The organism is Priestia sp. FSL H7-0729, from assembly GCF_038005685.1.
In the GTDB taxonomy this organism is placed as follows: Bacteria; Bacillota; Bacilli; order Paenibacillales; family Paenibacillaceae; genus Paenibacillus.
On sequence record NZ_JBBOTQ010000002.1, the window covers coordinates 530027 to 550781 of the forward strand.

At 45.2% G+C, this 20755-nt stretch carries 21 protein-coding genes; 14 read left to right on the forward strand and 7 right to left on the reverse strand.

The window, feature by feature from the left end:
• The first annotated feature begins 189 nt into the window (after window positions 1–189).
• From sufC to MHH93_RS08915, 7 genes are all read left to right on the forward strand, one after another.
• Window positions 190–972 carry a Fe-S cluster assembly ATPase SufC gene (gene sufC, locus MHH93_RS08885; protein ID WP_062833524.1) on the forward strand — a complete coding sequence of 261 codons (783 nt, stop codon included), beginning with the start codon at window positions 190–192 and terminating at the stop codon, window positions 970–972.
• 25 nt (window positions 973–997) lie between these two features.
• Window positions 998–2302 carry a Fe-S cluster assembly protein SufD gene (sufD, locus tag MHH93_RS08890; protein ID WP_500053728.1) on the forward strand — a complete coding sequence of 435 codons (1305 nt, stop codon included), beginning with the start codon at window positions 998–1000 and terminating at the stop codon, window positions 2300–2302.
• Window positions 2299–3519, forward strand: coding sequence for a cysteine desulfurase (locus MHH93_RS08895; protein WP_500053729.1), 1221 nt, complete (start codon window positions 2299–2301; stop codon window positions 3517–3519). Before sufD ends, MHH93_RS08895 begins: the two co-directional genes overlap by 4 nt.
• Window positions 3509–3940, forward strand: coding sequence for a Fe-S cluster assembly sulfur transfer protein SufU (gene sufU, locus MHH93_RS08900; RefSeq protein ID WP_017689537.1), 432 nt, complete (start codon window positions 3509–3511; stop codon window positions 3938–3940). Before MHH93_RS08895 ends, sufU begins: the two co-directional genes overlap by 11 nt.
• Before the next feature lie 20 nt (window positions 3941–3960).
• A complete protein-coding gene (gene sufB / locus MHH93_RS08905; protein ID WP_091032622.1) occupies window positions 3961–5358 on the forward strand; it encodes a Fe-S cluster assembly protein SufB in 1398 nt (465 codons plus the stop codon).
• Between the two features lie 318 nt (window positions 5359–5676).
• Entirely contained in the window at window positions 5677–6396 is a 720-nt protein-coding gene (locus MHH93_RS08910) for a M23 family metallopeptidase (RefSeq protein ID WP_500053730.1), read from the forward strand.
• A gap of 151 nt (window positions 6397–6547) precedes the next feature.
• The gene (locus MHH93_RS08915; protein ID WP_017689533.1) at window positions 6548–6688 is read left to right on the forward strand and encodes a hypothetical protein; all 141 of its coding nucleotides are present in this window, start codon (window positions 6548–6550) and stop codon (window positions 6686–6688) included.
• Window positions 6689–6820: 132 nt separating this feature from the next.
• On the opposite strand, the gene MHH93_RS08920 is transcribed toward MHH93_RS08915, so the two are convergent.
• Together MHH93_RS08920 and MHH93_RS08925 are read right to left on the reverse strand one after the other, a co-directional pair.
• A complete protein-coding gene (locus MHH93_RS08920; protein ID WP_500053731.1) occupies window positions 6821–7870 on the reverse strand; it encodes an HD-GYP domain-containing protein in 1050 nt (349 codons plus the stop codon).
• Window positions 7871–7995: 125 nt separating this feature from the next.
• Window positions 7996–8742 carry a molybdenum cofactor biosynthesis protein gene (locus MHH93_RS08925; RefSeq protein WP_500053732.1) on the reverse strand — a complete coding sequence of 249 codons (747 nt, stop codon included), beginning with the start codon at window positions 8740–8742 and terminating at the stop codon, window positions 7996–7998.
• A gap of 120 nt (window positions 8743–8862) precedes the next feature.
• Here MHH93_RS08925 and MHH93_RS08930 point away from each other — a divergent pair, with 120 nt between their 5' ends.
• The 7 genes from MHH93_RS08930 (at window position 8863) to MHH93_RS08960 (ending at window position 15606) form a co-directional block, all read left to right on the forward strand.
• Window positions 8863–10293: a bifunctional metallophosphatase/5'-nucleotidase gene (locus MHH93_RS08930; RefSeq protein ID WP_500053733.1), complete on the forward strand. Its 1431-nt coding sequence runs from the start codon at window positions 8863–8865 to the stop codon at window positions 10291–10293.
• A 73-nt stretch (window positions 10294–10366) separates the two neighbouring features.
• Complete coding sequence (locus tag MHH93_RS08935; RefSeq protein ID WP_500053734.1) at window positions 10367–11488, forward strand: HD-GYP domain-containing protein; 1122 nt, start codon at window positions 10367–10369, stop codon at window positions 11486–11488.
• A gap of 220 nt (window positions 11489–11708) precedes the next feature.
• On the forward strand, window positions 11709–12845 hold the full coding sequence (gene yfkAB / locus MHH93_RS08940) for a radical SAM/CxCxxxxC motif protein YfkAB (protein WP_500053735.1): 1137 nt from the start codon (window positions 11709–11711) through the stop codon (window positions 12843–12845).
• 46 nt (window positions 12846–12891) lie between these two features.
• Window positions 12892–14244: a hemolysin family protein gene (locus MHH93_RS08945; protein ID WP_500053736.1), complete on the forward strand. Its 1353-nt coding sequence runs from the start codon at window positions 12892–12894 to the stop codon at window positions 14242–14244.
• A 265-nt stretch (window positions 14245–14509) separates the two neighbouring features.
• Window positions 14510–14749 carry a spore coat associated protein CotJA gene (locus MHH93_RS08950; RefSeq protein ID WP_500053737.1) on the forward strand — a complete coding sequence of 80 codons (240 nt, stop codon included), beginning with the start codon at window positions 14510–14512 and terminating at the stop codon, window positions 14747–14749.
• A complete protein-coding gene (locus MHH93_RS08955; protein WP_076209123.1) occupies window positions 14739–15014 on the forward strand; it encodes a spore coat protein CotJB in 276 nt (91 codons plus the stop codon). The genes MHH93_RS08950 and MHH93_RS08955 overlap by 11 nt, the downstream gene beginning before the upstream one ends.
• A 22-nt stretch (window positions 15015–15036) precedes the next feature.
• Window positions 15037–15606 (forward strand): manganese catalase family protein, encoded by a 570-nt coding sequence (locus MHH93_RS08960; RefSeq protein WP_433752356.1) that lies wholly within the window; start codon window positions 15037–15039, stop codon window positions 15604–15606.
• A gap of 150 nt (window positions 15607–15756) precedes the next feature.
• Here MHH93_RS08960 and MHH93_RS08965 read toward each other — a convergent pair whose 3' ends face one another.
• The 5 genes from MHH93_RS08965 to MHH93_RS08985 form a co-directional block, all read right to left on the reverse strand.
• Entirely contained in the window at window positions 15757–16818 is a 1062-nt protein-coding gene (locus tag MHH93_RS08965; RefSeq protein WP_500053738.1) for a hypothetical protein, read from the reverse strand.
• Between the two features lie 263 nt (window positions 16819–17081).
• Entirely contained in the window at window positions 17082–18074 is a 993-nt protein-coding gene (locus tag MHH93_RS08970; RefSeq protein WP_500053739.1) for a 3-oxoacyl-[acyl-carrier-protein] synthase III C-terminal domain-containing protein, read from the reverse strand.
• A 54-nt stretch (window positions 18075–18128) separates the two neighbouring features.
• On the reverse strand, window positions 18129–18479 hold the full coding sequence (locus MHH93_RS08975; RefSeq protein ID WP_500053740.1) for a hypothetical protein: 351 nt from the start codon (window positions 18477–18479) through the stop codon (window positions 18129–18131).
• 187 nt (window positions 18480–18666) lie between these two features.
• Complete coding sequence (locus MHH93_RS08980) at window positions 18667–19035, reverse strand: carboxymuconolactone decarboxylase family protein (protein WP_017689521.1); 369 nt, start codon at window positions 19033–19035, stop codon at window positions 18667–18669.
• Window positions 19036–19047: 12 nt separating this feature from the next.
• A complete protein-coding gene (locus tag MHH93_RS08985) occupies window positions 19048–20679 on the reverse strand; it encodes a thiamine pyrophosphate-binding protein (protein WP_500053741.1) in 1632 nt (543 codons plus the stop codon).
• Between the last annotated feature and the right edge of the window lie 76 nt (window positions 20680–20755).

The window sequence follows — 20755 nt, forward strand, 5'->3', positions numbered from 1 at the left end:
CAAGGAATATACACTCTTAGGAAATAGCTTGATTATCAATGAGAATCAGTTTAGAATTATTCTAAAGTGTTCTTGCTTTGAAGATTCGAGTACAAGAGAAATTCAGGGGAAGCCCTGTTCAGATATAATAGGCGCTTTTTCGTTTTCGACAGTAAACATCAATTTAATCAATGGAGGGAAACAATACACATGGCTACGAATTTCGTCATTGAAGGTCTGAAAGCGACGATCGAAGGTAAGGAAATCCTGAAAGGCATCAACCTGGAAATGAAAGGTGGAGAAATCCACGCAATCATGGGTCCGAACGGAACAGGTAAATCCACTCTGGCTTCTGCATTGATGGGCCATCCGAAATATGAAGTAACTGACGGTACAATTACACTTGATGGTGAAGATGTATTGGATATGGCAGTAGATGAGCGTGCACGTGCAGGTCTCTTCCTGGCTATGCAATATCCAAGTGAAATCGCTGGTGTTACTAACTCCGACTTCTTGCGTAGTGCAATTAACGCACGTCGTGGCGAAGGTAACGAGATCTCCCTGATCAAGTTCATTCGTCAAATGGAAGGTAAAATGAAAGAACTCGACATGAACCCTGAGTTCGCTCACCGTTACCTGAATGAAGGTTTCTCCGGTGGTGAGAAAAAACGTAACGAGATTCTGCAAATGATGCTGCTCGATCCGAAAATCGTAGTACTCGATGAGATTGACTCCGGTCTGGACATCGATGCTCTGAAAATCGTGGCAAACGGTGTAAATGCAATGAAGAGCGAAGATCGTGGTTTCTTGATCATCACGCACTATCAACGCCTGCTTAACTACATTACTCCTGACTACGTACACGTTATGATGCAAGGTCGTATTGTGAAATCCGGCGGACCTGAACTGGCACACCGTCTGGAAGCTGAAGGATATGACTGGGTTAAGGAAGAGCTGGGAATTACAGACGAAACTGTAGGTCAAGAAGCGTAAAGACAAAACGGAGGAGGATTAATTAATGACTACACAAACAATTCTTCCGGTTGAATCTGAAGCGCTTCGCGCCTTGTCGGAAAGCAACAATGAACCCGGCTGGTTGACCGAACAGCGACTCGAAGCTTTGAAGCTTGCGAGTGGGCTTGCGCTTCCTAAACTGGAAAAACAAAAAATCGAACGCTGGAATGTCAGCGAGTACGGAACATATAAAGCAAGTGAAGCTATTTCTTCTTTGACAGAAGTACCTGCTTCTATCAAAGATCTGGTTCAGGATCAAGCTGAAGGCAGTCTGGTTATCCAGCGCAATTCCGGTGCGGTATATTCTAAAGTGTCTGCTGAACTGGCGGCAAAAGGAGTTATCTTCACGGATCTGGCTACTGCGGTTCGCGAACACAGTGATTTGGTAAAACCATATCTGAACACAGCAGTGAAAGCAGATGAGCATTCCCTTGCTGCACTGCATGCGGCACTTTGGAACGGCGGGGTGTTCCTGTATGTTCCGAAGAATGTTGAAATCGAAGTACCACTGCAAGCAGTGTTGCTTACGGATGATGCATCTGCAACGTTTGCACCTCACGTGCTTGTGGTTGCAGAAGCAAACAGTTCAGTAACTTATGTGGATAACTATGTATCCGGCGAACTGTCCGCACCTGTTTTCCATAATGGTGTTGTTGAAGTATTCGCAAAATCTGGTGCTAAAGTACGCTTTGCATCGGTTCATCAACTGAGTGTGAATGTAACTGATGTTTCATTCCGTCGTGCAGTTTTGGAGAATGATGCTTCGATCGAGTGGATCGTTGGTGAAATGAACAATGGCGATACAGCGAGTAACACGATGACTGTGCTTAAAGGCAATGGATCAAGTTCCGACTCCAAAGTTATCGCTGTGGGTTCCGGTTCCCAGAAAATTAACTACACCACAGAAGCTCGTCACTTCGGCAAAAATACGCCAAGTCAGATGATTACACGTGCAGTTATGCGTGAAGAAGCTTCTGCAATCATCAACGGGATCACGAAGATTGAGAAAGGCGCTACCAAAGCTGATGGACAGCAGACAGAGAAAGTGTTGATGCTTAGCCCTAAAGCACGTGGAGACGCCAACCCAATCCTTCTGATTGATGAGGATGATGTAACAGCAGGTCACGCGGCTTCTGTTGGTCAAGTCAATGCCGAGCAGATTCATTACTTGATGTCGCGCGGAATTAACCGTACGGATGCTGAACGCCTGATCATCTATGGCTTCCTGGCTCCGGTGGTGGCGGATATTCCTCTGGAAGCACTGCGCACCCAATTGCAGTCCCTGATTGAGAAGAAGCTGGGACAATGAACCCATCGATTCGCGAGCAGTTCCCGATCCTCCACCAGGAAATCAACGGACATCCGCTCGTATATTTAGATAGTGCTGCAACTTCACAGAAGCCTCGTGCTGTGATTGAAGCAGTCAAACATTATTATGAGTATGAGAACTCCAACGTACATCGTGGTGTTCATACCCTTGGAAGCCGTGCAACCGACGCTTACGAAGGCGCGCGTGAGAAGGTAGCCAAGTTTATCAATGCCCGCCGTACACAGGAGATTATCTTCACTCGCGGGACAACGACAGCCCTGAATTTGGTGGCTTCATCGTATGCTCGCGCCAATTGCAAAGAAGGCGATGAAATTGTTATCACGCAAATGGAGCACCATAGTAATCTGATTCCTTGGCAGCAGGTTGCCAAGGAGACAGGTGCAACATTGAAATACATCCCGCTTCAGCCTGACGGTCACATTGAATTGGCTGACGTGGAGAAGACGATTACGAACAATACTAAAATTGTAGCGATCGCTTATGTATCCAATGTGATGGGTCTGATCCATCCGGTGAAACAAATTGCTGAAATTGCACACCGCAATGGTGCTGTCATCGTTGTTGATGGCGCACAAAGCACACCTCACATGAAGGTGGACGTGCAGGATCTGGACTGTGATTTCTATGCATTATCCGGTCATAAAATGTGCGGACCAACCGGAATCGGTGCACTCTACGGCAAAAAGGCGCTGCTGGAGTCCATGGAACCTATTGAGTTCGGCGGTGAAATGATCGATGATGTGGGTCTATACGAATCCAACTGGAAAGAGCTTCCCTGGAAGTTCGAAGGTGGAACCCCGATTATCGCAGGTGCGGTAGGATTGGGAGCTGCCATTGATTTTCTGGAACAGATTGGTATGGATGAGATTGCACATCATGAGAGTGTGCTGGCAGCTTATGCAACGGAGCGTCTGTCCGAGATAGATGGCTTAACCATCTATGGCCCTGCAAAGCGGCATGTGGGTGTGGTTACCTTTAATCTGGGAGATGTTCATCCGCATGATGTGGCAACTGTGCTGGATGCGAGTGGCGTGGCCATTCGTGCCGGACACCACTGCTGTCAACCATTAATGCGCTGGCTTGAAGTTAGTTCAACAGCTCGTGCCAGTTTCTATCTATACAATAACGAACAAGATGTAGATCGGCTTGTCAGCGCCTTAATCCAGACAAAGGAGTACTTTGGCGATGCAACTTGATGATCTGTACAGACGTGTTATAATGGACCACTACAAAAACCCGCGTAACCGCGGAACATTTGATAATGACGCTGTCACGGTGAATTTGAACAATCCAACGTGCGGCGACCGGATTTCACTGCAAATTTTGCTGAAAGACGGAATCGTTCAGGAAGCCAAATATACGGGTGAAGGTTGCTCCATCAGCATGTCCTCTGCATCGATGATGACAGAGGCTGTCAAAGGCAAAACGATGGAACAGGCACTCGATATCGCTAACCGTTTTTCCTCACTGATGAAAGGTGAAGAAGTCGATTTCGACGATTATGAAGATCTCGAAGCCCTATCCGGTGTGAACAAGTTCCCTGCACGCATCAAATGTGCCACTCTGGCCTGGAATGCATTACGCAAAGGGATTGACGAAGAGAACAAAGTACAATAACGATAGGGAGGTAGAGCAAGATGGCTAAAAAAGCACCAGAAATGGAAGAGTACAAATATGGTTTTCGCGACGAGCACAAATCCATCTTTCAAACCGGTAAAGGTCTGACTGCAGAAGTGGTTACCGAAATTTCCAAGATTAAGAACGAACCGGAATGGATGTTGGAATTCCGCTTGAAATCCCTGAAACAATTCGAAAAGATGCCAATGCCGAAATGGGGCGGAGATCTCGACGGATTGGATTTCAACGATATTCAGTATTATGTGCGTGCTTCTGAAAAACAAGGGAAAACATGGGAAGAGGTTCCTTCTGAAATCAAGGAAACCTTTGATAAATTGGGTATCCCTGAAGCAGAGCAAAAGTTCCTTGCAGGGGTATCAGCTCAGTATGAGTCTGAGGTTGTATACCACAACATGCAAAAGGAATTGGAAGACCAAGGTGTAATCTTCATGGATACGGATACGGCTCTCAGAGAGCATCCGGAAATCCTGCGTGAATATTTTGCAACAGTTATTCCACCAGCAGATAACAAATTTGCTGCTTTGAATAGTGCGGTATGGTCCGGAGGAAGCTTCATCTACGTGCCTAAAGGCGTTAAATGTGAAGTGCCTCTGCAAGCCTACTTCCGGATTAACTCCGAGAATATGGGACAATTTGAGCGTACACTCATCATTGCGGACGAAGACAGCTTTGTTCACTATGTGGAAGGCTGTACAGCTCCAATCTACAGCACAAACTCACTGCACAGTGCGGTCGTTGAGATCATTTGTAAGAAAAATGCCCGTGTTCGTTACACTACAATTCAAAACTGGGCACCAAACATCTACAACCTCGTTACGAAACGTGCAGTTGCAGAAGAGAATGCAACAATGGAATGGGTCGATGGTAACATCGGTTCCAAACTGACGATGAAATATCCAGCGGTTGTACTGAAAGGCCGTGGAGCTAAAGGCTCCGTACTCTCCATCGCTGTTGCTGGTAAAAACCAGCACCAAGATGCAGGTGCGAAAATGATCCACTTGGCTCCGGATACAACATCTACGATCGTATCCAAATCCATCAGTAAACATGGTGGTAAAGTAACGTACCGTGGTTTGGCTTCCTTTGGACGTCAAGCGGAGGGCGCGAAATCCAATATCAAGTGTGATACACTCATTCTCGATAATGAGTCTACATCAGATACAATTCCGTACAATGAAATCATGAATGATAACATCATGCTGGAGCATGAAGCTACGGTATCCAAAGTGTCCGAGGATCAACTCTTCTATCTGATGAGCCGTGGTCTGACGGATGCAGAAGCTACACAGATGATCATCATGGGCTTCATTGAGCCATTCACGAAGGAATTGCCAATGGAATATGCTGTTGAGATGAATAGATTGATCAAGTTCGAAATGGAAGGCTCTATTGGATAACCCTTTTAAAAAAAGGATTATTCAGCAGATCGGGACGTTCGCGTCCTGAATCCGACCTAAATTGAATCAAGTAATACTGAAAAAGATCGAGGTGATTTCCTCGGTCTTTTTCTTTTATATTGTTCTGTTCATTTATTGTACATATGAATGATTAGATTCTAGTTCAGGAAGAAATACAAGGGAAAATAATTTGACTAAAAAAGCATTCTGCTATACTTAATCCTAGTCTGAGCGGTATTTTTGTGGAATAAAATAAGACCAATAGCACAAGCCATTTCATAGATTTAAGCATCTAATGATAGAAAAGGATGTGATTGTATGAGCGTGAACCCTTTCGAGGGATATCGGATTACAAGTTCATTCGGCTATCGCATTCATCCCATTCATGGTGGACAGACGTTTCACCGCGGAATCGATCTCGTGACAGAGCCCTGGAATGGCCCTGTCTATGCTTTTATGGAGGGTAAGGTACGTTTTGCTTCTGAAGGAGTTACAGGCTCCGGATTCGGCGGTTATGGGCTTACAGTCGCCCTTCAAGATCATCGTGGCTATTTGCATTGTTACGCTCACCTTTCACGTATTGCCGTAACCGTTGGGCAGCAGGTGAAACGAGGCCAGCTTATTGGTAATCAGGGAAGCACGGGTCAGAGTACTGGGCCGCATGTACATTATGAGATTCGTAAAATAAGTGCACCATCTTATGGCTATACAGCTAGTGAAGATGGTGTGACGGAGCCAGGCGCATATCTGGAGGCCGAATACGGAACTGCATCTCAGGAACAGGAGGCTCTGCCGATGACCGCTGAGCAGAAGAAAATATTTGAAGCCATGCAGAAAACGCTGGAGATTCAAGGGGGATGGATTCAGCAACAGCAGCAACTTGCCAATATGGATTGTCCCACATGGGCGCAACAAGCATTTGATTATTATCGACCGTATATTATGAATGACAAGGGCAGTTATGATTTTTGGCGATCACTCGTCATTATGTACCGCAAGGAAAAAGGTATCCAGGTTCATTCGGATTCCGACATATAACTTCCCGCAAAGAACAGGGAGAAGCAAAAGGTTAATCCACTCAGGTAGATGCAGGCAGACAACCATTTATCGAATGTTGCCACTTCGCCCGGTTCATTAGATCGGTGAACGTCATATGTTAGGGTATACCTGATGAAGAGGAGGCAATCACATGAGCGAAGTAGGATATGGCTGTGGGGGCAACGTAGGCGGAGTAGGCGGCGTTGGTGGATACAATATGTTTACAAACACTGGTGCAATCTTGGTACTGTTCATTCTGTTGGTTATCATCACAAAAGCATTCTGTGTATAATCCAATATAATTGAATCGAAATAAACAAAGGGAAGCCGATTACGGCTTCCCTTTTGTCATATTCAACATATTACGTTTGCTATTTAAGCTAGTTTTTGGTCCTTCGTAGGCATGGCTACGCAAAATGAACAGCTACTGTACATAGATCTCAACGATAGCAATATCTCTTTCTTTCGCTAAATCGATAAAGGCCGTAGAGGTCTGAACGAGTGGGCGGAAATAATCAGCAGGATTATTCATGACGATTAGTCCCGTCTGACCTGTGGTGAGCAGAACCCTTTTACCGATAAAATTAGGTAGCATGTGCTTGATCAGTTCCTGCGTGGCTTCACCATTTAACTGACCGAAGCTAAGGCTATACAGTTCACACAGAACGGAGATCAGTTCCTGTTTGGTCTGGTACACCCGATTAGTCGTCATGGCGCTGTAAACGTCCGCTACAGCTGTTATACGGGCATATGGATGAATCTCTTCTCTTCGAAGTCCATGAGGATAACCACTCCCATCCTCGCGCTCATGATGCTGGAGTGCAACCATTGCCAGAATTTCATCTTGCGTGGATTCTTTAATGATATCGTACCCATAGAATGTGTGTTTCTTCATTTCATCAAATTCTTCCGTGGTCAATTTACCCGGTTTATGTAAGATTTCAGAAGGAATCTTGGACTTGCCAATATCATGAAGATATCCTGCTTTGGCTACCGTTAGACATTCCTCGGGGTTATAACCCATCCAGCCGGCAATGTAAAAAGCGAGCATCCCAACTTGCAATGAATGGTTATAGGTATAATCGCTATCCCCGTCCAGCATAAGCAATAAGGAGACAACATCTTTCTGTTTTTCCAGCTGTCCTGTTAGGGTAATCAAAATCTCATCGACTTGTGTCTCATCAATAAAACCCTTCTCCATCGCTTGTTGAAATAGAGATTCAGTACCTTTGATCGTATCGTTAAACAAGTTAGTTAACAGAGTGGTTTGATCGGAAGGTAAGGTTTGTGCATCAGAGTGTAGGTCGGATGTTGTATGTTCTACATCTGCGTAATCGATTCCATGTTGCAGCAGCTTGGATAGGTCATCTTCACTGAGGGTGGAACCTTTCATCAGGATGTGGAGACCCGAACTGTTGTATACATCATTTTTTAACAGGTCGCCAGGTTTGAGATCAGTAACATGCACTCTCACGTATAAACCACCTTTTCCTCGACTAATATCGACATATATCATTATAATAACAAGAAAAAAATGGGTTGACAACGACTTATTTACTAATAAGTCACTGTGTCGTAGAAGGTGTAAAGGCTCATTGCTTACTTCTCCATGGGGTTCCATGGTCCTAATTGATGACCTTTCCATTCAGACCCATCTTCCCAGATTTCCTTTTTCCAGATTGGAACGGTCTGTTTGAGTCTCTCTATAGCGTAGCGGCTTGCATCATAACAGTCGTTGCGATGAGGTGAGGAAACGGCAATGACTACACTAATCTCTGCCACATCCACTTTGCCAATTCGGTGACTGATCGCACATAATACACCAGGCCAGCGATCGGAGATTTCCACACCAATGGCTGCCATCTGGGAAAGAGCCATCGGCACGTAGGCCTCGTATTCAAGATGGACGGTACGCTGTTCACCCGTCATTTCACGAGTCGTACCTACAAAAGTAAGAGCTGCCCCGTGATTCGGGGTTATCACTAGCGCCGTTGTTGCCTCAACAGACAAAGTGGATTCTGTAATCAGAAATAAGCCATCTTCAGTCCGATGTTCAAGGGAGGTAGAACGATGTTTCTTATCGGATATATCCGTACCATCGCCTCCAGAGACAGGAGGAATCAACGCAAGTTCATCTTCCGAGCTAAGTATAGTATCGGCAGGAGCGTACTGTTGGTTAACGGCCAAAAAGGATGTTTTTATCTGAGAAGCTGCCTCCGGGTAGGCCAGACTCAGTTTCTCTTTTAAATCGGCAGCGGTTGGAATGTCTCCAATGTACTCAAACTCCAAAAGGGATGTATTTAAGTGTTCTGCAATGCCTGCAAATAGTTGAATTGTCAATTTCATAGATATAACTCACCTCTTTTTGATCTCTAAACCCTTTAAATATATCATAACGACGCGGAAAATGTTATGCTTATCCATTAGAAGAATGAACGTTTATTGAAGAGAAGGGGAGGCGGTGTGATGAGCACCAGGGAGAAGCAAAAGTTGACGATTCTGCACACCAATGACATTCACAGCCACTTCGGCTCCATGAGCACCATCGCCGCTATGATCAATGAGGAACGTGGACAAGGTGGCAACTTCCTTGTATTGGATATCGGCGATCATATGGACCGGATGGCCGTTGAAACAGAGGGAACACTGGGTACGGCTAATGTTGATGTAATTAACCTGACTGGCTACGATGCCATTACAATTGGTAACAACGAGGGACTGACATTTACGCCAGATCAGCTCTCGCAAACCTATGCTGGACTTATGTGTCCTGTGGTATGTGGCAATGTTGTAGAGCAAGATACGGGTCTTCCGCCAGTGTGGATGAAACCTTCTCTGATTGTGGAGAAAGGTCCCTTTCGCGTTGGCCTTCTGGGGGCAACCGCCCCTTTTACCACGTTTTACGAACTGCTCGGATGGGATGTTCTGGACCCTGTGGATTCACTAAGAGCTCAGGTGGAAGCATTGCGTGATGAAGTGGATGTGGTGGTTATCCTTTCGCACCTGGGACTCTCAACAGATCGGAGGCTGGCGGAGCAGATTACTGGAATTGATGTTATTCTCGGTGGACATACCCATCATGTTCTCGAAGAACCATTAGTCATTGGTCAGACCGTGCTGGGCGCAGCTGGGAAATTTGGCCAATGGCTTGGTAAAGTGGTCCTGGAACGAACAAGCGTGGGAGAACCTTTGCAGCTGGTAAGTAGCGGCTGTATGACTGCCAAGAGCATATTACTGGATGATCAGGTCGCGCTGGCAATCGCTACGAATCGAACGGAAGCCGAAAGGACTCTTAATCAGACGGCAGTGATAACAGACCGGGTGTTGCCCATCGCGTATGACCGGGAATCCCCTTTTGCAACATTGCTTGCACAAGCTGTTCGTCATTTCACGGGGGCTCAGCTGTCTCTGGTGAATGCAGGTCAGCTTCTCGTAGATCTTCCACAAGGTAATATTACAAAAGGAATGTTGCATTCCCTATGTCCATCTCCTATAAATGCTTGTACAATATGCTTGAGTGGAACTCATATTCGTGAAGCACTTGAGCAGTCCTTGTTGGACGATTTTTCAGGTAAGCCCATTGTGGGATTTGGTTTTCGGGGTCAAATTCTAGGTACGTTATGCATGGACGGAATGGAAGTTCAATACAATCCACATGCGCCTGCCTATGAGAAGATCCAGACCATTTACATTAATGGGGAACCTATGGATGAACAGGGGGAGTATATTGTTGGAACACTGGATATGTTTACGTTTAATGTAGGATATCCTCCTCTGGGTCACGGAACCGATACACTTTATCATCTTCCGGAATTCATACGCGATTTGCTGGAAACGGAAATAAAACGACCAGGGGCTCTGGACGACAGCCTGCGAGCCCGATGGCGTCAAAGCTAAATTAAAAGTAGTTGCCTTCTGCTGAAGCGGCGGCTAGTGGAAATTACATCTACGGAGCGGGAGAGGATAGGCTGTGCGTTTAGTACACATAAACTTATTGCAGCCTGGCATGAAGCTGGGGAAACGTATTTATAGTGAAGAAGGCCTGGTATTACTTAGTGAGGATGTAGAGTTAACCACTCGATTGATTGGGCGGCTCAAAGATCTCGGGGTTGGTTATGTGTATATTAAAGATGCTGCGACAGAGGATATCATTGTTCCTGATATGTTGCAGGAAGAGACCAAGAGGAAAGCACTGGTTGAGATCAAACAGCAATTTCAGAGTATGTCAGGATTGAAAACAAAAAATCAGATTCCTCATTTTGGTAAAGCGCTTAGTGGTGTGATGAATGCCATTCTGGAAGACATCGGTAGTCAGAAGGAAGCCATGATTATGCTGATGGACATGAATTCCAGCGATTTTGACCTTTATAATCATTCTCTGAATGTATGTGTGTACACATTGGTTCTTGGTGTCGCTTCGGGATACACACGCCAGCAATTAATGGAAATTGGTCTTGGCGCTTTGTTGCATGATATCGGCAAGACACAGATTGCACCTGAGATCCTGAACAAACCCTCCAGATTGAGTGACGAGGAATTTAAAATTATTCAGCAGCACACTACATATGGACACCGTATTCTCAAAGATGAACCGGGCATACCGCTTCTATCTGCGCATTGTGCGTTGCAGCACCATGAACGAATTGATGGTAGCGGATATCCCTTTGGGTTGAAAGACAAGGAGATTCATGAATATGCCAAATGGATTGCGCTTGCTGATTCTTATGATGCCATGACCACGAATCGCGTGTACAAGCAAGCTTTATTGCCACATCAGGCTGTCGAGGTACTGTACACTGGTTCGGGGACCTTGTACGAACAACGGATGCTGGAGAAATTCAGGGATTGTGTAGCGATATACCCAGTAGGTCTTTCAGTCAAGCTCAGTACAGGAGAGGTTGGGGTAGTTGCATCCATTCATTCACGTGTACCCCAACGGCCGCTTATTCGTGTTCTAAAAGATGCGGACGGCCAGACTTTATCTTCTCCTTATGAAATTAACCTGCTGACAGCCCTGTCTGTGATGATTACAGGTGTAGAGGGTGTGGAGGATACACCATCAGCGGCCCAAAGTTTGCAGGTGGAAAGCTGAACAACTTGAAAGATGACTAGCGCTCATGTCGTAACATCAGGGCCGTTTCGTGATTCGGTCCAGAGTTGCCTGAGCGTTTTTTGTCATGTAATGGACAGGGCCTACGTGTGCCGGAGCATTCAAAATTGTGCTATGATAAAAGATAACTCCAAAAAGAGAAACACAAGGTATGATGTAAATAAAACTTTTTAGGTTAATAAAAGGAATAAGGTGAAGAACAATGACCATGCTAAACTCAGGATCGGTACAACCGATGCCTTTATCGCCGACCAATGATCCGTGGGATCCAATCGGCTCTCTGCGTACATATGGACGCCATGTGCTGACCAGTGTAGAAATGACTGTGACACATCTGTGCAACATGAGGTGTGAGCATTGTGCTGTGGGTGATATGCTTACGATGCGTGAAGCGCCAGCTCTTCCGCTGCCTCTGATGCTGAAACGTTTGGATGAAGTGGAGCATCTGCAGACGATTAGTCTGACGGGTGGCGAACCAAGCTTTAGCCAGAAAACAGTGGATGAAATGATTATCCCACTGCTCAAATATGCCAAGGAACGTGGAATTCGTTCCCAGATCAACTCGAATTTAACACTGGATATCAGCCGGTATGAGCAACTTTTACCTTATCTGGACGTTATGCATATCTCATTTAACTATCTGAATGCTGACGATTTCCATCAAGTTGGATTTGCGAATAGTGGCAGACCTGTGAAACGTGAAGTAGCAGTGAAGATGTATGAGAAAATGATTGAGAATTCCCGCAAATTGAGTGAACAAGGTATGTTTATATCTGCGGAGTCCATGATTAACTTCCGTACGCATGACAAGCTGGATGGTATTCACCAACTGATTCGTGAGATGGGCTGTGTTCGTCATGAAGTACATCCGATGTATAACTCAAACTTTGCTTCGTCGTTGCCCGTGTTATCACTGGACCATATGAGAGCAGCGATCCATCGTTTGCTTGATGTGCGTGACAAGGATATGTGGATGCTTTTTGGAACATTGCCATTTTTCGCGTGCAGTGCAGCAGAACAGGATCGGGAATTGATTAACCGACTGCACAGCGAGCCAAATGTGACGGTGCGTAACGATCCGGACGGACGCAACCGCGTGAACGTCAACATGTTTACGGGCAATGTATATGTAACGGATTTTGCGGATATCCCGGCATTTGGTAATATTCGAGATCGTAAGCTGGATGAAGTGTTCCATGAGTGGTCAGCGGAACATCCGCTCAATCAGACGGTTAATTGCCATTGCGATATGGCTTCCTGTTGCGGACCTAACCTGCTGGTGGCAGATATGTACTACAAAGGTGTGGATTTCAAATCCAGAAAGGCAATCACACGTTGATATTCCAGGTGTATTCCTGAAATAGATAGAAAAGGGGAGTTTCAACTTGGATATTCATACCGAATTTCATCTTGGACAGCTGGTATTTAATCTGGTCTGTGTCTTTTTGCTCGTATTTTTGAATGGCGTATTTGTTGCAGCAGAATTTTCCCTTGTGAAAGTAAGGCAGACACGCTTAACTCAACTGCAGAGTGAAGGAAACCGTATGGCTGGTTACGCACTGAAGGTGAATAGTAAACTGGATTCCTATCTATCGGCAACGCAGTTCGGGATTACATTGACATCGCTTGGACTGGGGTGGCTGGGAGAGCCGGCCATCTCTGAATTGCTCGTTGAGCCACTGATGTTTAAGCTTGGTGTAGGAGATACAGGACTTATATCGACGGTATCTGTCATTATCGGTTTCTGTATCATTACGTTTCTGCATATCGTGCTGGGTGAGCTTGCGCCAAAATCATTGGCAATTCAAAAAACAGACGGAGTGGCTTTGTTCTTATCTGCACCCTTGCTGTTGTTCTACAAAATCTTCTTCCCGTTCATCTGGGTATTGAATGTATCGGCCAATGCATTGCTGCGTCTGGCGGGTATCGAACCTGCCAGTGAAGGAGAAGCTCACTCGGAAGATGAGCTTCGTATTCTGATGAAGCAGAGTGCCAAGAGTGGGGTCATCGATAAGGATGAGATCAAACTGATGGATAACATTTTTGATTTCTCTGATATGCTGGCACGTGAAGTCATGCTGCCACGTACCGATATGGATTGTTTGTATACCCATATGTCTTTGGAAGAAAATCTGGAGATTATTAATGCAACCAAACATTCCCGGTATCCCGTAGCAGTAGAAGACAAGGATGAGATCATTGGGTTTATCCATATCACAGACCTGCTGCTGGCTGACCCGGAGCAGCAACATGATCTGGCTTCGCTTGTCCGTCCCATCTTGAACGTTCCTGAATCAATGGAGATCAGCCATGTGCTGCGCATGATGCAGAAGAAACATTCTCAGATGACCCTGGTTGTGGATGAATATGGCGGTACAGCGGGATTGCTGACTGCCGAAGAGATTTTGGAAGAGATTGTTGGAGATTTGTATGACGAGTTTGAGGATGAACGTCCGCATATGGAACGTACCGGCGATTCATTTTCCATTGATGGTCGATCCCTTATTGAAGAAGTTCATAAGTGGACTGGAGCCATCATTGAGGATGAGGAAGTAGATACGATTGGTGGATGGTTGTTTAAAGAGCTTGGGGGCAGTCCTGCCAAGGGCAAAACGCAGGAGTTAAATGGGTACGTTTTTGAAGTGGAAGAAGCTACACGCTTGCGTATTACCCGGGTTCGAGTGTACAAACAATCTGTCCCTCAAGACATGAATTCGGAAGAAACAACGAGAGAATAGATTTGTTGTAGTCAGATGATGAGTGTGACGAACAAGAGGTCAACATATTTCTCCATTTTACGAAAAACAGACTTTTGGAACTGCCGTAGAGGTGCTTCCAAAGGTCTTTTTTTGGTTCAAGAGAAGAAGGCCTGGGAATTACTTTATGAATTTGTGCCGAATAGGGATTAACCTGTAGAGCTGAAACATATACATAGGGAGACGGGAAGCAGTGGTTTGAGATGTACGGGGATGCACGTAAACATTGTCGAAGGAGGCGTTTCGAATGAAGGATCCACAGCTTCGGGCCTATGCTCCTTTTGTGGGGCCGTTTGATCCTTGTAAACCGATAGAAATACGTACGTATCTTGTTCCGCCGCAGTTGTTTATACCTTTCCAGCCCATGGGTTGGCCGCAATACAGTCCGGCAGAAGCGCTAAGACTGGGAACATTATGGCCTGCATTATACAGCCCTTATACATCCAAGAAGTCAAAGGAGAGGAAGGTGGAGGCGGATGGAACCTGAAGCACCGAAAGCCTGTGATGCAAAATACTACGAGTTGCTGGAAGAACTTCAGGCGCTGGACTTCGTATTAGTGGAGCTAAATCTGTACCTGGATACCCATCCAGGTGACTTTCAAAGCATTGAACAGTACAACAAGTTTAGCCAAGAGCGAATGCGAGTAGCCCATGAGTTTCAACAGTTGTATGGACCGTTAATGAATTTTGGTCATGCCTTCTCGAAGTATCCTTGGGAGTGGTCCCAGACACCTTGGCCATGGCAAGTATAAAAATTAAAGGGGGAGTCGTGGAATGTGGGTCTACGAGAAGAAACTGCAATATCCCGTTCGTGTGAGCAAATGTGACCCTCACATGGCCAAATTGCTGATGGAACAGTATGGCGGAGCAGATGGCGAATTGGCGGCAGCCTTGCGTTATCTTAATCAGCGTTATACGATCCCGGACAAAATTATTGGTCTGCTCAATGATATCGGAACAGAAGAGTTTGCTCATTTAGAGATGATTGCAACCATGATCTATAAGCTCACCAAAGATGCTACAGTGGAACAGTTGGAGCAGGCCGGGCTGTCTGCTCACTACGTTAATCACGATAAGGCCCTTTTTTACAATAATGCAGCAGGCGTACCTTTTACCGCTACGTATATTCAAGCCAAAGGTGACCCTATTGCAGATTTGTACGAGGATATTGCGGCAGAAGAGAAAGCCCGGGCTACATATCAATGGTTAATCGACCTGACCGATGACGTGGATCTCCAGGATAGTCTGAAGTTTCTGCGGGAACGGGAGATCGTGCATTCCTTACGTTTCAGGGAGGCTGTGGAAATTCTGAAAGACGACCGGGATACAAAGAAAATATTCTGAATATTTGATATCGCGGCAGGAGTCTGATTTTATAAAATTTGAAAAGTAGCAGTTCTCAAGATTGAATAATCTTGGAACTGCTACTTTTCATTAGAATATCTATAATACATCTTTTTCAGTTAAATAAATACTACATCAATTTAATAGATACTACAGTTGTATGCTCACGGTTTCTTCACCAGGGCTTACATAATTAACACTTACTTTATTGGAAGGCACAGAGTGATATCCTCCGGTTTGTCCACTGCCCCAACTGCTATATATAAGATTGCTTCCTGAATAATACCCTACAGTAATATCATGCCAGCGCACATTTTTAATGCTTGAACCTGTATTCATATTCTCGGGTTTTTGACCAATGGTGGTCATTCGTTTTACTCTCATCCCTGAACCGCTTTTATCCCAGCCACTTACCCCGCTTCTTACAATTGTTGTTGTCAATTGTTCGCCAGTCGTTGTGATTCCTGATACTGCCAACGTACATTCATTGGGATTAGTCACATAAAATTTCATATAAATGTCCTGATTTGAACGATAGCGAGTAGTACTGGGAACCATCGCTCCATTTGCTAACGTTGTAGGGGCCCAATTATCAAACGCTGTGCTGTATTGTAAACCGGCATCTATCCCATTTCCGTTAGATCCCCAACCTCCCAAGTATACATAAGGAACATCTGTCGAAACATTACCTTTTACGTATGGGGCACCTGGGATGGTTACATACGTACTTAACCAGTTGTATCCATTATTTGAGAAAACTCTTCGATAAGGACCGGAACCTCCGCTTGGATTAGGTACTTCGGCAGCGGGAGAAATTTGTGTGTCATCTTTAACGGCAGATGCTGAAAAATCATTCGTGGGTACTCCGGGACCGACAAGTTCTTTTCCGGATGCACTTTCATAGATATTGTTCTCAACCAGATCATATACTTCTGTCGTCTCTTTGAGTTCCGTCTTGTTGGAGTAAATGGCACCGTCTTCTGCGACATAGATGACATTTTCTCGATCTTCTTCGTCGAGCCGGGCCATCACGTCAGCAATTACTTCTCGCTCATTTCCTGTGATTGATGAATCGATATTGACTTCGATACTTTTTTTAAGTTCGTTGTTCATGGTGATCGTGTCCATAGTACCATCTGCGAATACAAGATTGAATGGAGTTAATAACAAAGCTAAGGATAATAATGAAGTTAGCGATTTTCTTATCTTCAATCTAAAAACTCCTCTCTCAAATGGAATGTGTGTTGAATGCAGCAACTCAGGATAATGGTAGATCGTACTTGAACATAAACATCTCCTTTTATGGATGTTAATTACTACTAAATCATATCTTTTGTGTAATAATATGTAAGTGACTATTTTCACAATGGAAGGTAATAAATCTTAAATGAACGTTATAGGTGGAAAATGGAGAGACAAAAAACCATCCCCAGTAGTGGTACCAGAGATGGTTTTATTGGATTTAAAGTGTTTGGCTAGTATTCAACCACCATGGCAACATTTTGCCATCCGGCTCCAACGGTCCAGAACAACACTTTGTCGCCACGCTGAATCTGCCCGGTTGTAACCGCTCGATGCAATGCGATGAACGGACTGCTGGTTGATGTATATCCGAACTCATCTCCGATATAGACAGCAATATCATCACCGATGCCGACGTTCTCGGATACTGCCCGAATGTTACTAATGGATAGCTGGGAGAAGCAAGCTGCTCTGATCTCATCTGGTTTAATCTCGTTGCGTGTCAGCAAGGTACGAATGGATTCCGAAGCGGCATCCACGCAGATGGAATCATCGAATGGGATGAATTTCACATGAAAAGCCCCTGCATCTACACCCGTTTTGCCCAGTTTTGCCAGGCCTTCTGCTGGAAAGAGTGAGTTACCATACACACAGGTATCCGTCTGATAGATTGAATCAATAAAACCGACAGCATGCTCATCTCGCTCTATCATAACCACCGCTGCCGCATCACCGAAATTGGCGAAGTATACAGGATCATCGGGACTGGCGTGAGGAGCTACGTAATCCGAGCCAATGATTAAAGCCCGGCGAATCCGAGGATTGCCCAGCATCTGCCGGCTAACCTGTTCGAAAGCAGCAGTCATGCCTGCACAGTTGGCGTTACTGTCAATACAGATCGTGTGGGAAGCTCCGTTAATCAGGCGATGAATCATCAGGGAATTCGTAGGGAAGATGTATTCTGGCGTTTGGCTTGCATAAGCAATCAGATCAATATCTGCACCGGTGAGTCCGGTTTTTTCCAGTAGATTACTGGTTGCCTCAAAGGCCATGCTTAGCGAATTTTCGTCATCGTTGTCAATTTTATAACGTGTATCACGACCAAGTGCCTTTAACAATCCACGAATATCTACACCTCTTGCATCAAAATGTTCAATATAAAAATCATTGTGCACCTTGGTTGCTGGGTGATAGATATCGATATCTACAATACGAATTCCGGCCATCTTCATTCTCCTCTTGAGCGGAAGGGTGAATTCACAGCTTGTCCGCCTGGTTTATTAAGTGGTAACGGTAGATATGATTTCGAGATTGTCCAGGCCAACAGACCGACCAAGTCGGGACAATTGCATTTTTAGAATCGCGTTGTTCTCGAGGGTCAACACGACTTTTTTATATTCATCTTTTTTAAACATTTGAAGGCAGCCTTCCAAAAGAGGAACAATCTCCGGAGCAGTAACATTCAACTTTTTGCAATCGATGTTCAGGTCATACTCCTTGGTGTTAATAGGAGCGATCGTATCCTGATAGGCCGAGATGGAACGAAAACCGTCTTCTTGAGAGAAAGAACCCTCCAGTTCAATGTTTAACACCTTGTTCGGAACGTCAGTCTTAAGAATGAAATTTCCCATGCTTGATCTCTCTCCTTTAAATGAGTTAAGGCTATCCTGCTAATGGATACACAGCTCCATAGAGTCTCTGCTGAAAGCTTCTAAGATGAGAGCTGATTCGAAGGATAATTTAACCATATTATAAAGGTAGGAATGTAAAAAGATCAATAAAAAAGTCGAATCATGTATAAAAATGTAGAAAAGTGAATTACTGTATTTCGTCCAAGGTGGCAAGCAAAATATTAAATGCACTGATAATGCGCGGAGCACCCACACATGGTGCCAGATGTAGCAATATTCCTTTGAGCTGATCCACCGTCACTCCCACACTCAGCGCCATGGTGTAATGTACTCCCAATTGTTCATACTGTCCTTGGGTGATTAACGAAGAGATAATAGCAACTTCCTTCCATTGATCCGTAATCGTGGTGCGTTGAAAAATATCCCCGTATGCCGTCCCCATAATAAATTCCGACAACTCGGGAAAATGTTCTTTGATGGGGGCGAGGGCTCTTGCACCGTACTCCCCAGAAAGTTTAGCAAAACGGTCGAGCCCCTGAGCTACATGTTCACTCATGAAATACTCCTCCTAATTCAAAGTTACGGTACGGTGAGCCGTGGGTGGAATTTCATCTCGATCGGTCAGAAGCTCTATAACAGTCACCCGGTTCAACGTCTGGGCTGTGTTCAGCGCAGATGAGAATTCAGCAAGGGTCTCTGCTCGAAACGCAACCGCACCGAGAGATTCGGCAAATTTGGCTGCATCCATAGGAACTTCATATACTGTGCCATCAATTCTGCCCGTTGTTTTTTCCATTCCTTTGAGTGCCATGTCCAGCTGTTTGTTATTAACGACAATGAAAATGACATTCAGATTGTTGCATACCGCGGTATTGATCTCCGTTCCCAGCATCATGAAACATCCATCTCCGGTGATACATACGATAGTCTCTTCAGGTGAGGCGGCCTTTGCACCTATTGCCATACCAATGGCATTACCCATGCATGCAAAGTACGCGTCAAACACAAAGCTGCCTGGTTTCTTGACTTTATATCGCTGGACTGCGTGAAATCCATGGCTGCCATCATCGACAAACAGTGTATGATCGTACGGAAGCATTTCACTCATCCCGTCCAGTACAGAAGCTAGAGATAGTCGGGGGAGATCTGGTAAAGGGATTGTGTAATCCATGGGTGGCGTGGTTCTCACAGGAGTAGGGAGGTCTTCTAATATGCCCAGGAAATATTGCAGATTGTCCTTTAAATCACCGGTGATATGTAAGGTTTGAGCGCTCAGGATCTTGCCCACAAATGTAGGATCAGCATCAAATTGAATGAGGTGTGCCGGATGATGTTCAGGCTTCAGATTGCAGATGGTCATGTCACTTAGACGTGAACCAAGGACGATATAAAGGTCACTTTGGTTCAGCATGTCGTCTGCATGTGGGAAACCACCAACACCACAAGGTCCATGGTACAGGGGATGGTCCCACACAATTGCTCCTTTTCCACCAGGAGTAGTAATGACGGGAATGTTGAACGATTCGGCCAAATGAAGTAATTCATCATGGGCTCGGGCGCGACTTACACCTTTACCAGCAATAATTAAAGGGCGGTTAGCTTGTTTAATGAGAGGAAGAATGCGATTTAGGTTAGATACACTAATGAGAGGTTCCGATTCAGGAATGACAATCCGGCATTGAGATAACAACTCGGTCTGTACGTCAAAAGGAAGACAGAGGTGAACGGGGCCTTTGTTGGGGCCGAGTGCAATGGAAAGGGCATGATTCAGCAGTGTGCCGAAGTGATCTCCACGCTCAACCAGTTTGCTGAATAGCGTAGCAGGCCTGAACATCTCGGCCAGATCAGCCAGATAGGAAGAGGAGTCCTGACACTGGGGGAGCCCCAGTTCCTGAATGGATTGATGACCCGTAATAAACAGTACGGGCAGATTATTGGCCTTTGCATGGGCTGCAGCAGTAATCAGATTGGTTCCGCCTGGACCGGATGTGGCAAAGGCAACGCCGAGTTTACCCGTCTGTAATGCATAACCGGATGCGGCAAAACCTGAGCTGGATTCATGACGGCCTGGAATGAGCTCTAATCCGTAATCCACCATCTTCAGGACAGCAGGACAGATGGATTTACCAATAATACCAAAGACATGAGTAACGCCTAGATTACGCAGAGTTTCTGCCAAATAGTCCGCAACTGTTCTCACGCGGGACACCTCGCTTCATGAAATAGGTTAATAGAACCATACGCATATTCCATTTGTTGAATGCAAGTCAATGTCT

What these genes read in the sequence shown, in the direction of transcription:
- sufC (WP_062833524.1), top strand. Translation starts at nt 190, where the DNA reads ATGGCTACGAATTTCGTCATTGAAGGTCTGAAAGCGACGATCGAAGGT.
- sufD (WP_500053728.1), top strand. Translation starts at nt 998, where the DNA reads ATGACTACACAAACAATTCTTCCGGTTGAATCTGAAGCGCTTCGCGCC.
- MHH93_RS08895 (WP_500053729.1), top strand. Translation starts at nt 2,299, where the DNA reads ATGAACCCATCGATTCGCGAGCAGTTCCCGATCCTCCACCAGGAAATC.
- sufU (WP_017689537.1), top strand. Translation starts at nt 3,509, where the DNA reads ATGCAACTTGATGATCTGTACAGACGTGTTATAATGGACCACTACAAA.
- sufB (WP_091032622.1), top strand. Translation starts at nt 3,961, where the DNA reads ATGGCTAAAAAAGCACCAGAAATGGAAGAGTACAAATATGGTTTTCGC.
- MHH93_RS08910 (WP_500053730.1), top strand. Translation starts at nt 5,677, where the DNA reads ATGAGCGTGAACCCTTTCGAGGGATATCGGATTACAAGTTCATTCGGC.
- MHH93_RS08915 (WP_017689533.1), top strand. Translation starts at nt 6,548, where the DNA reads ATGAGCGAAGTAGGATATGGCTGTGGGGGCAACGTAGGCGGAGTAGGC.
- MHH93_RS08925 (WP_500053732.1), bottom strand. Translation starts at nt 8,742, where the DNA reads ATGAAATTGACAATTCAACTATTTGCAGGCATTGCAGAACACTTAAAT.
- MHH93_RS08930 (WP_500053733.1), top strand. Translation starts at nt 8,863, where the DNA reads ATGAGCACCAGGGAGAAGCAAAAGTTGACGATTCTGCACACCAATGAC.
- yfkAB (WP_500053735.1), top strand. Translation starts at nt 11,709, where the DNA reads ATGACCATGCTAAACTCAGGATCGGTACAACCGATGCCTTTATCGCCG.
- MHH93_RS08950 (WP_500053737.1), top strand. Translation starts at nt 14,510, where the DNA reads ATGAAGGATCCACAGCTTCGGGCCTATGCTCCTTTTGTGGGGCCGTTT.
- MHH93_RS08955 (WP_076209123.1), top strand. Translation starts at nt 14,739, where the DNA reads ATGGAACCTGAAGCACCGAAAGCCTGTGATGCAAAATACTACGAGTTG.
- MHH93_RS08960 (WP_433752356.1), top strand. Translation starts at nt 15,037, where the DNA reads ATGTGGGTCTACGAGAAGAAACTGCAATATCCCGTTCGTGTGAGCAAA.
- MHH93_RS08970 (WP_500053739.1), bottom strand. Translation starts at nt 18,074, where the DNA reads ATGGCCGGAATTCGTATTGTAGATATCGATATCTATCACCCAGCAACC.
- MHH93_RS08975 (WP_500053740.1), bottom strand. Translation starts at nt 18,479, where the DNA reads ATGGGAAATTTCATTCTTAAGACTGACGTTCCGAACAAGGTGTTAAAC.
- MHH93_RS08980 (WP_017689521.1), bottom strand. Translation starts at nt 19,035, where the DNA reads ATGAGTGAACATGTAGCTCAGGGGCTCGACCGTTTTGCTAAACTTTCT.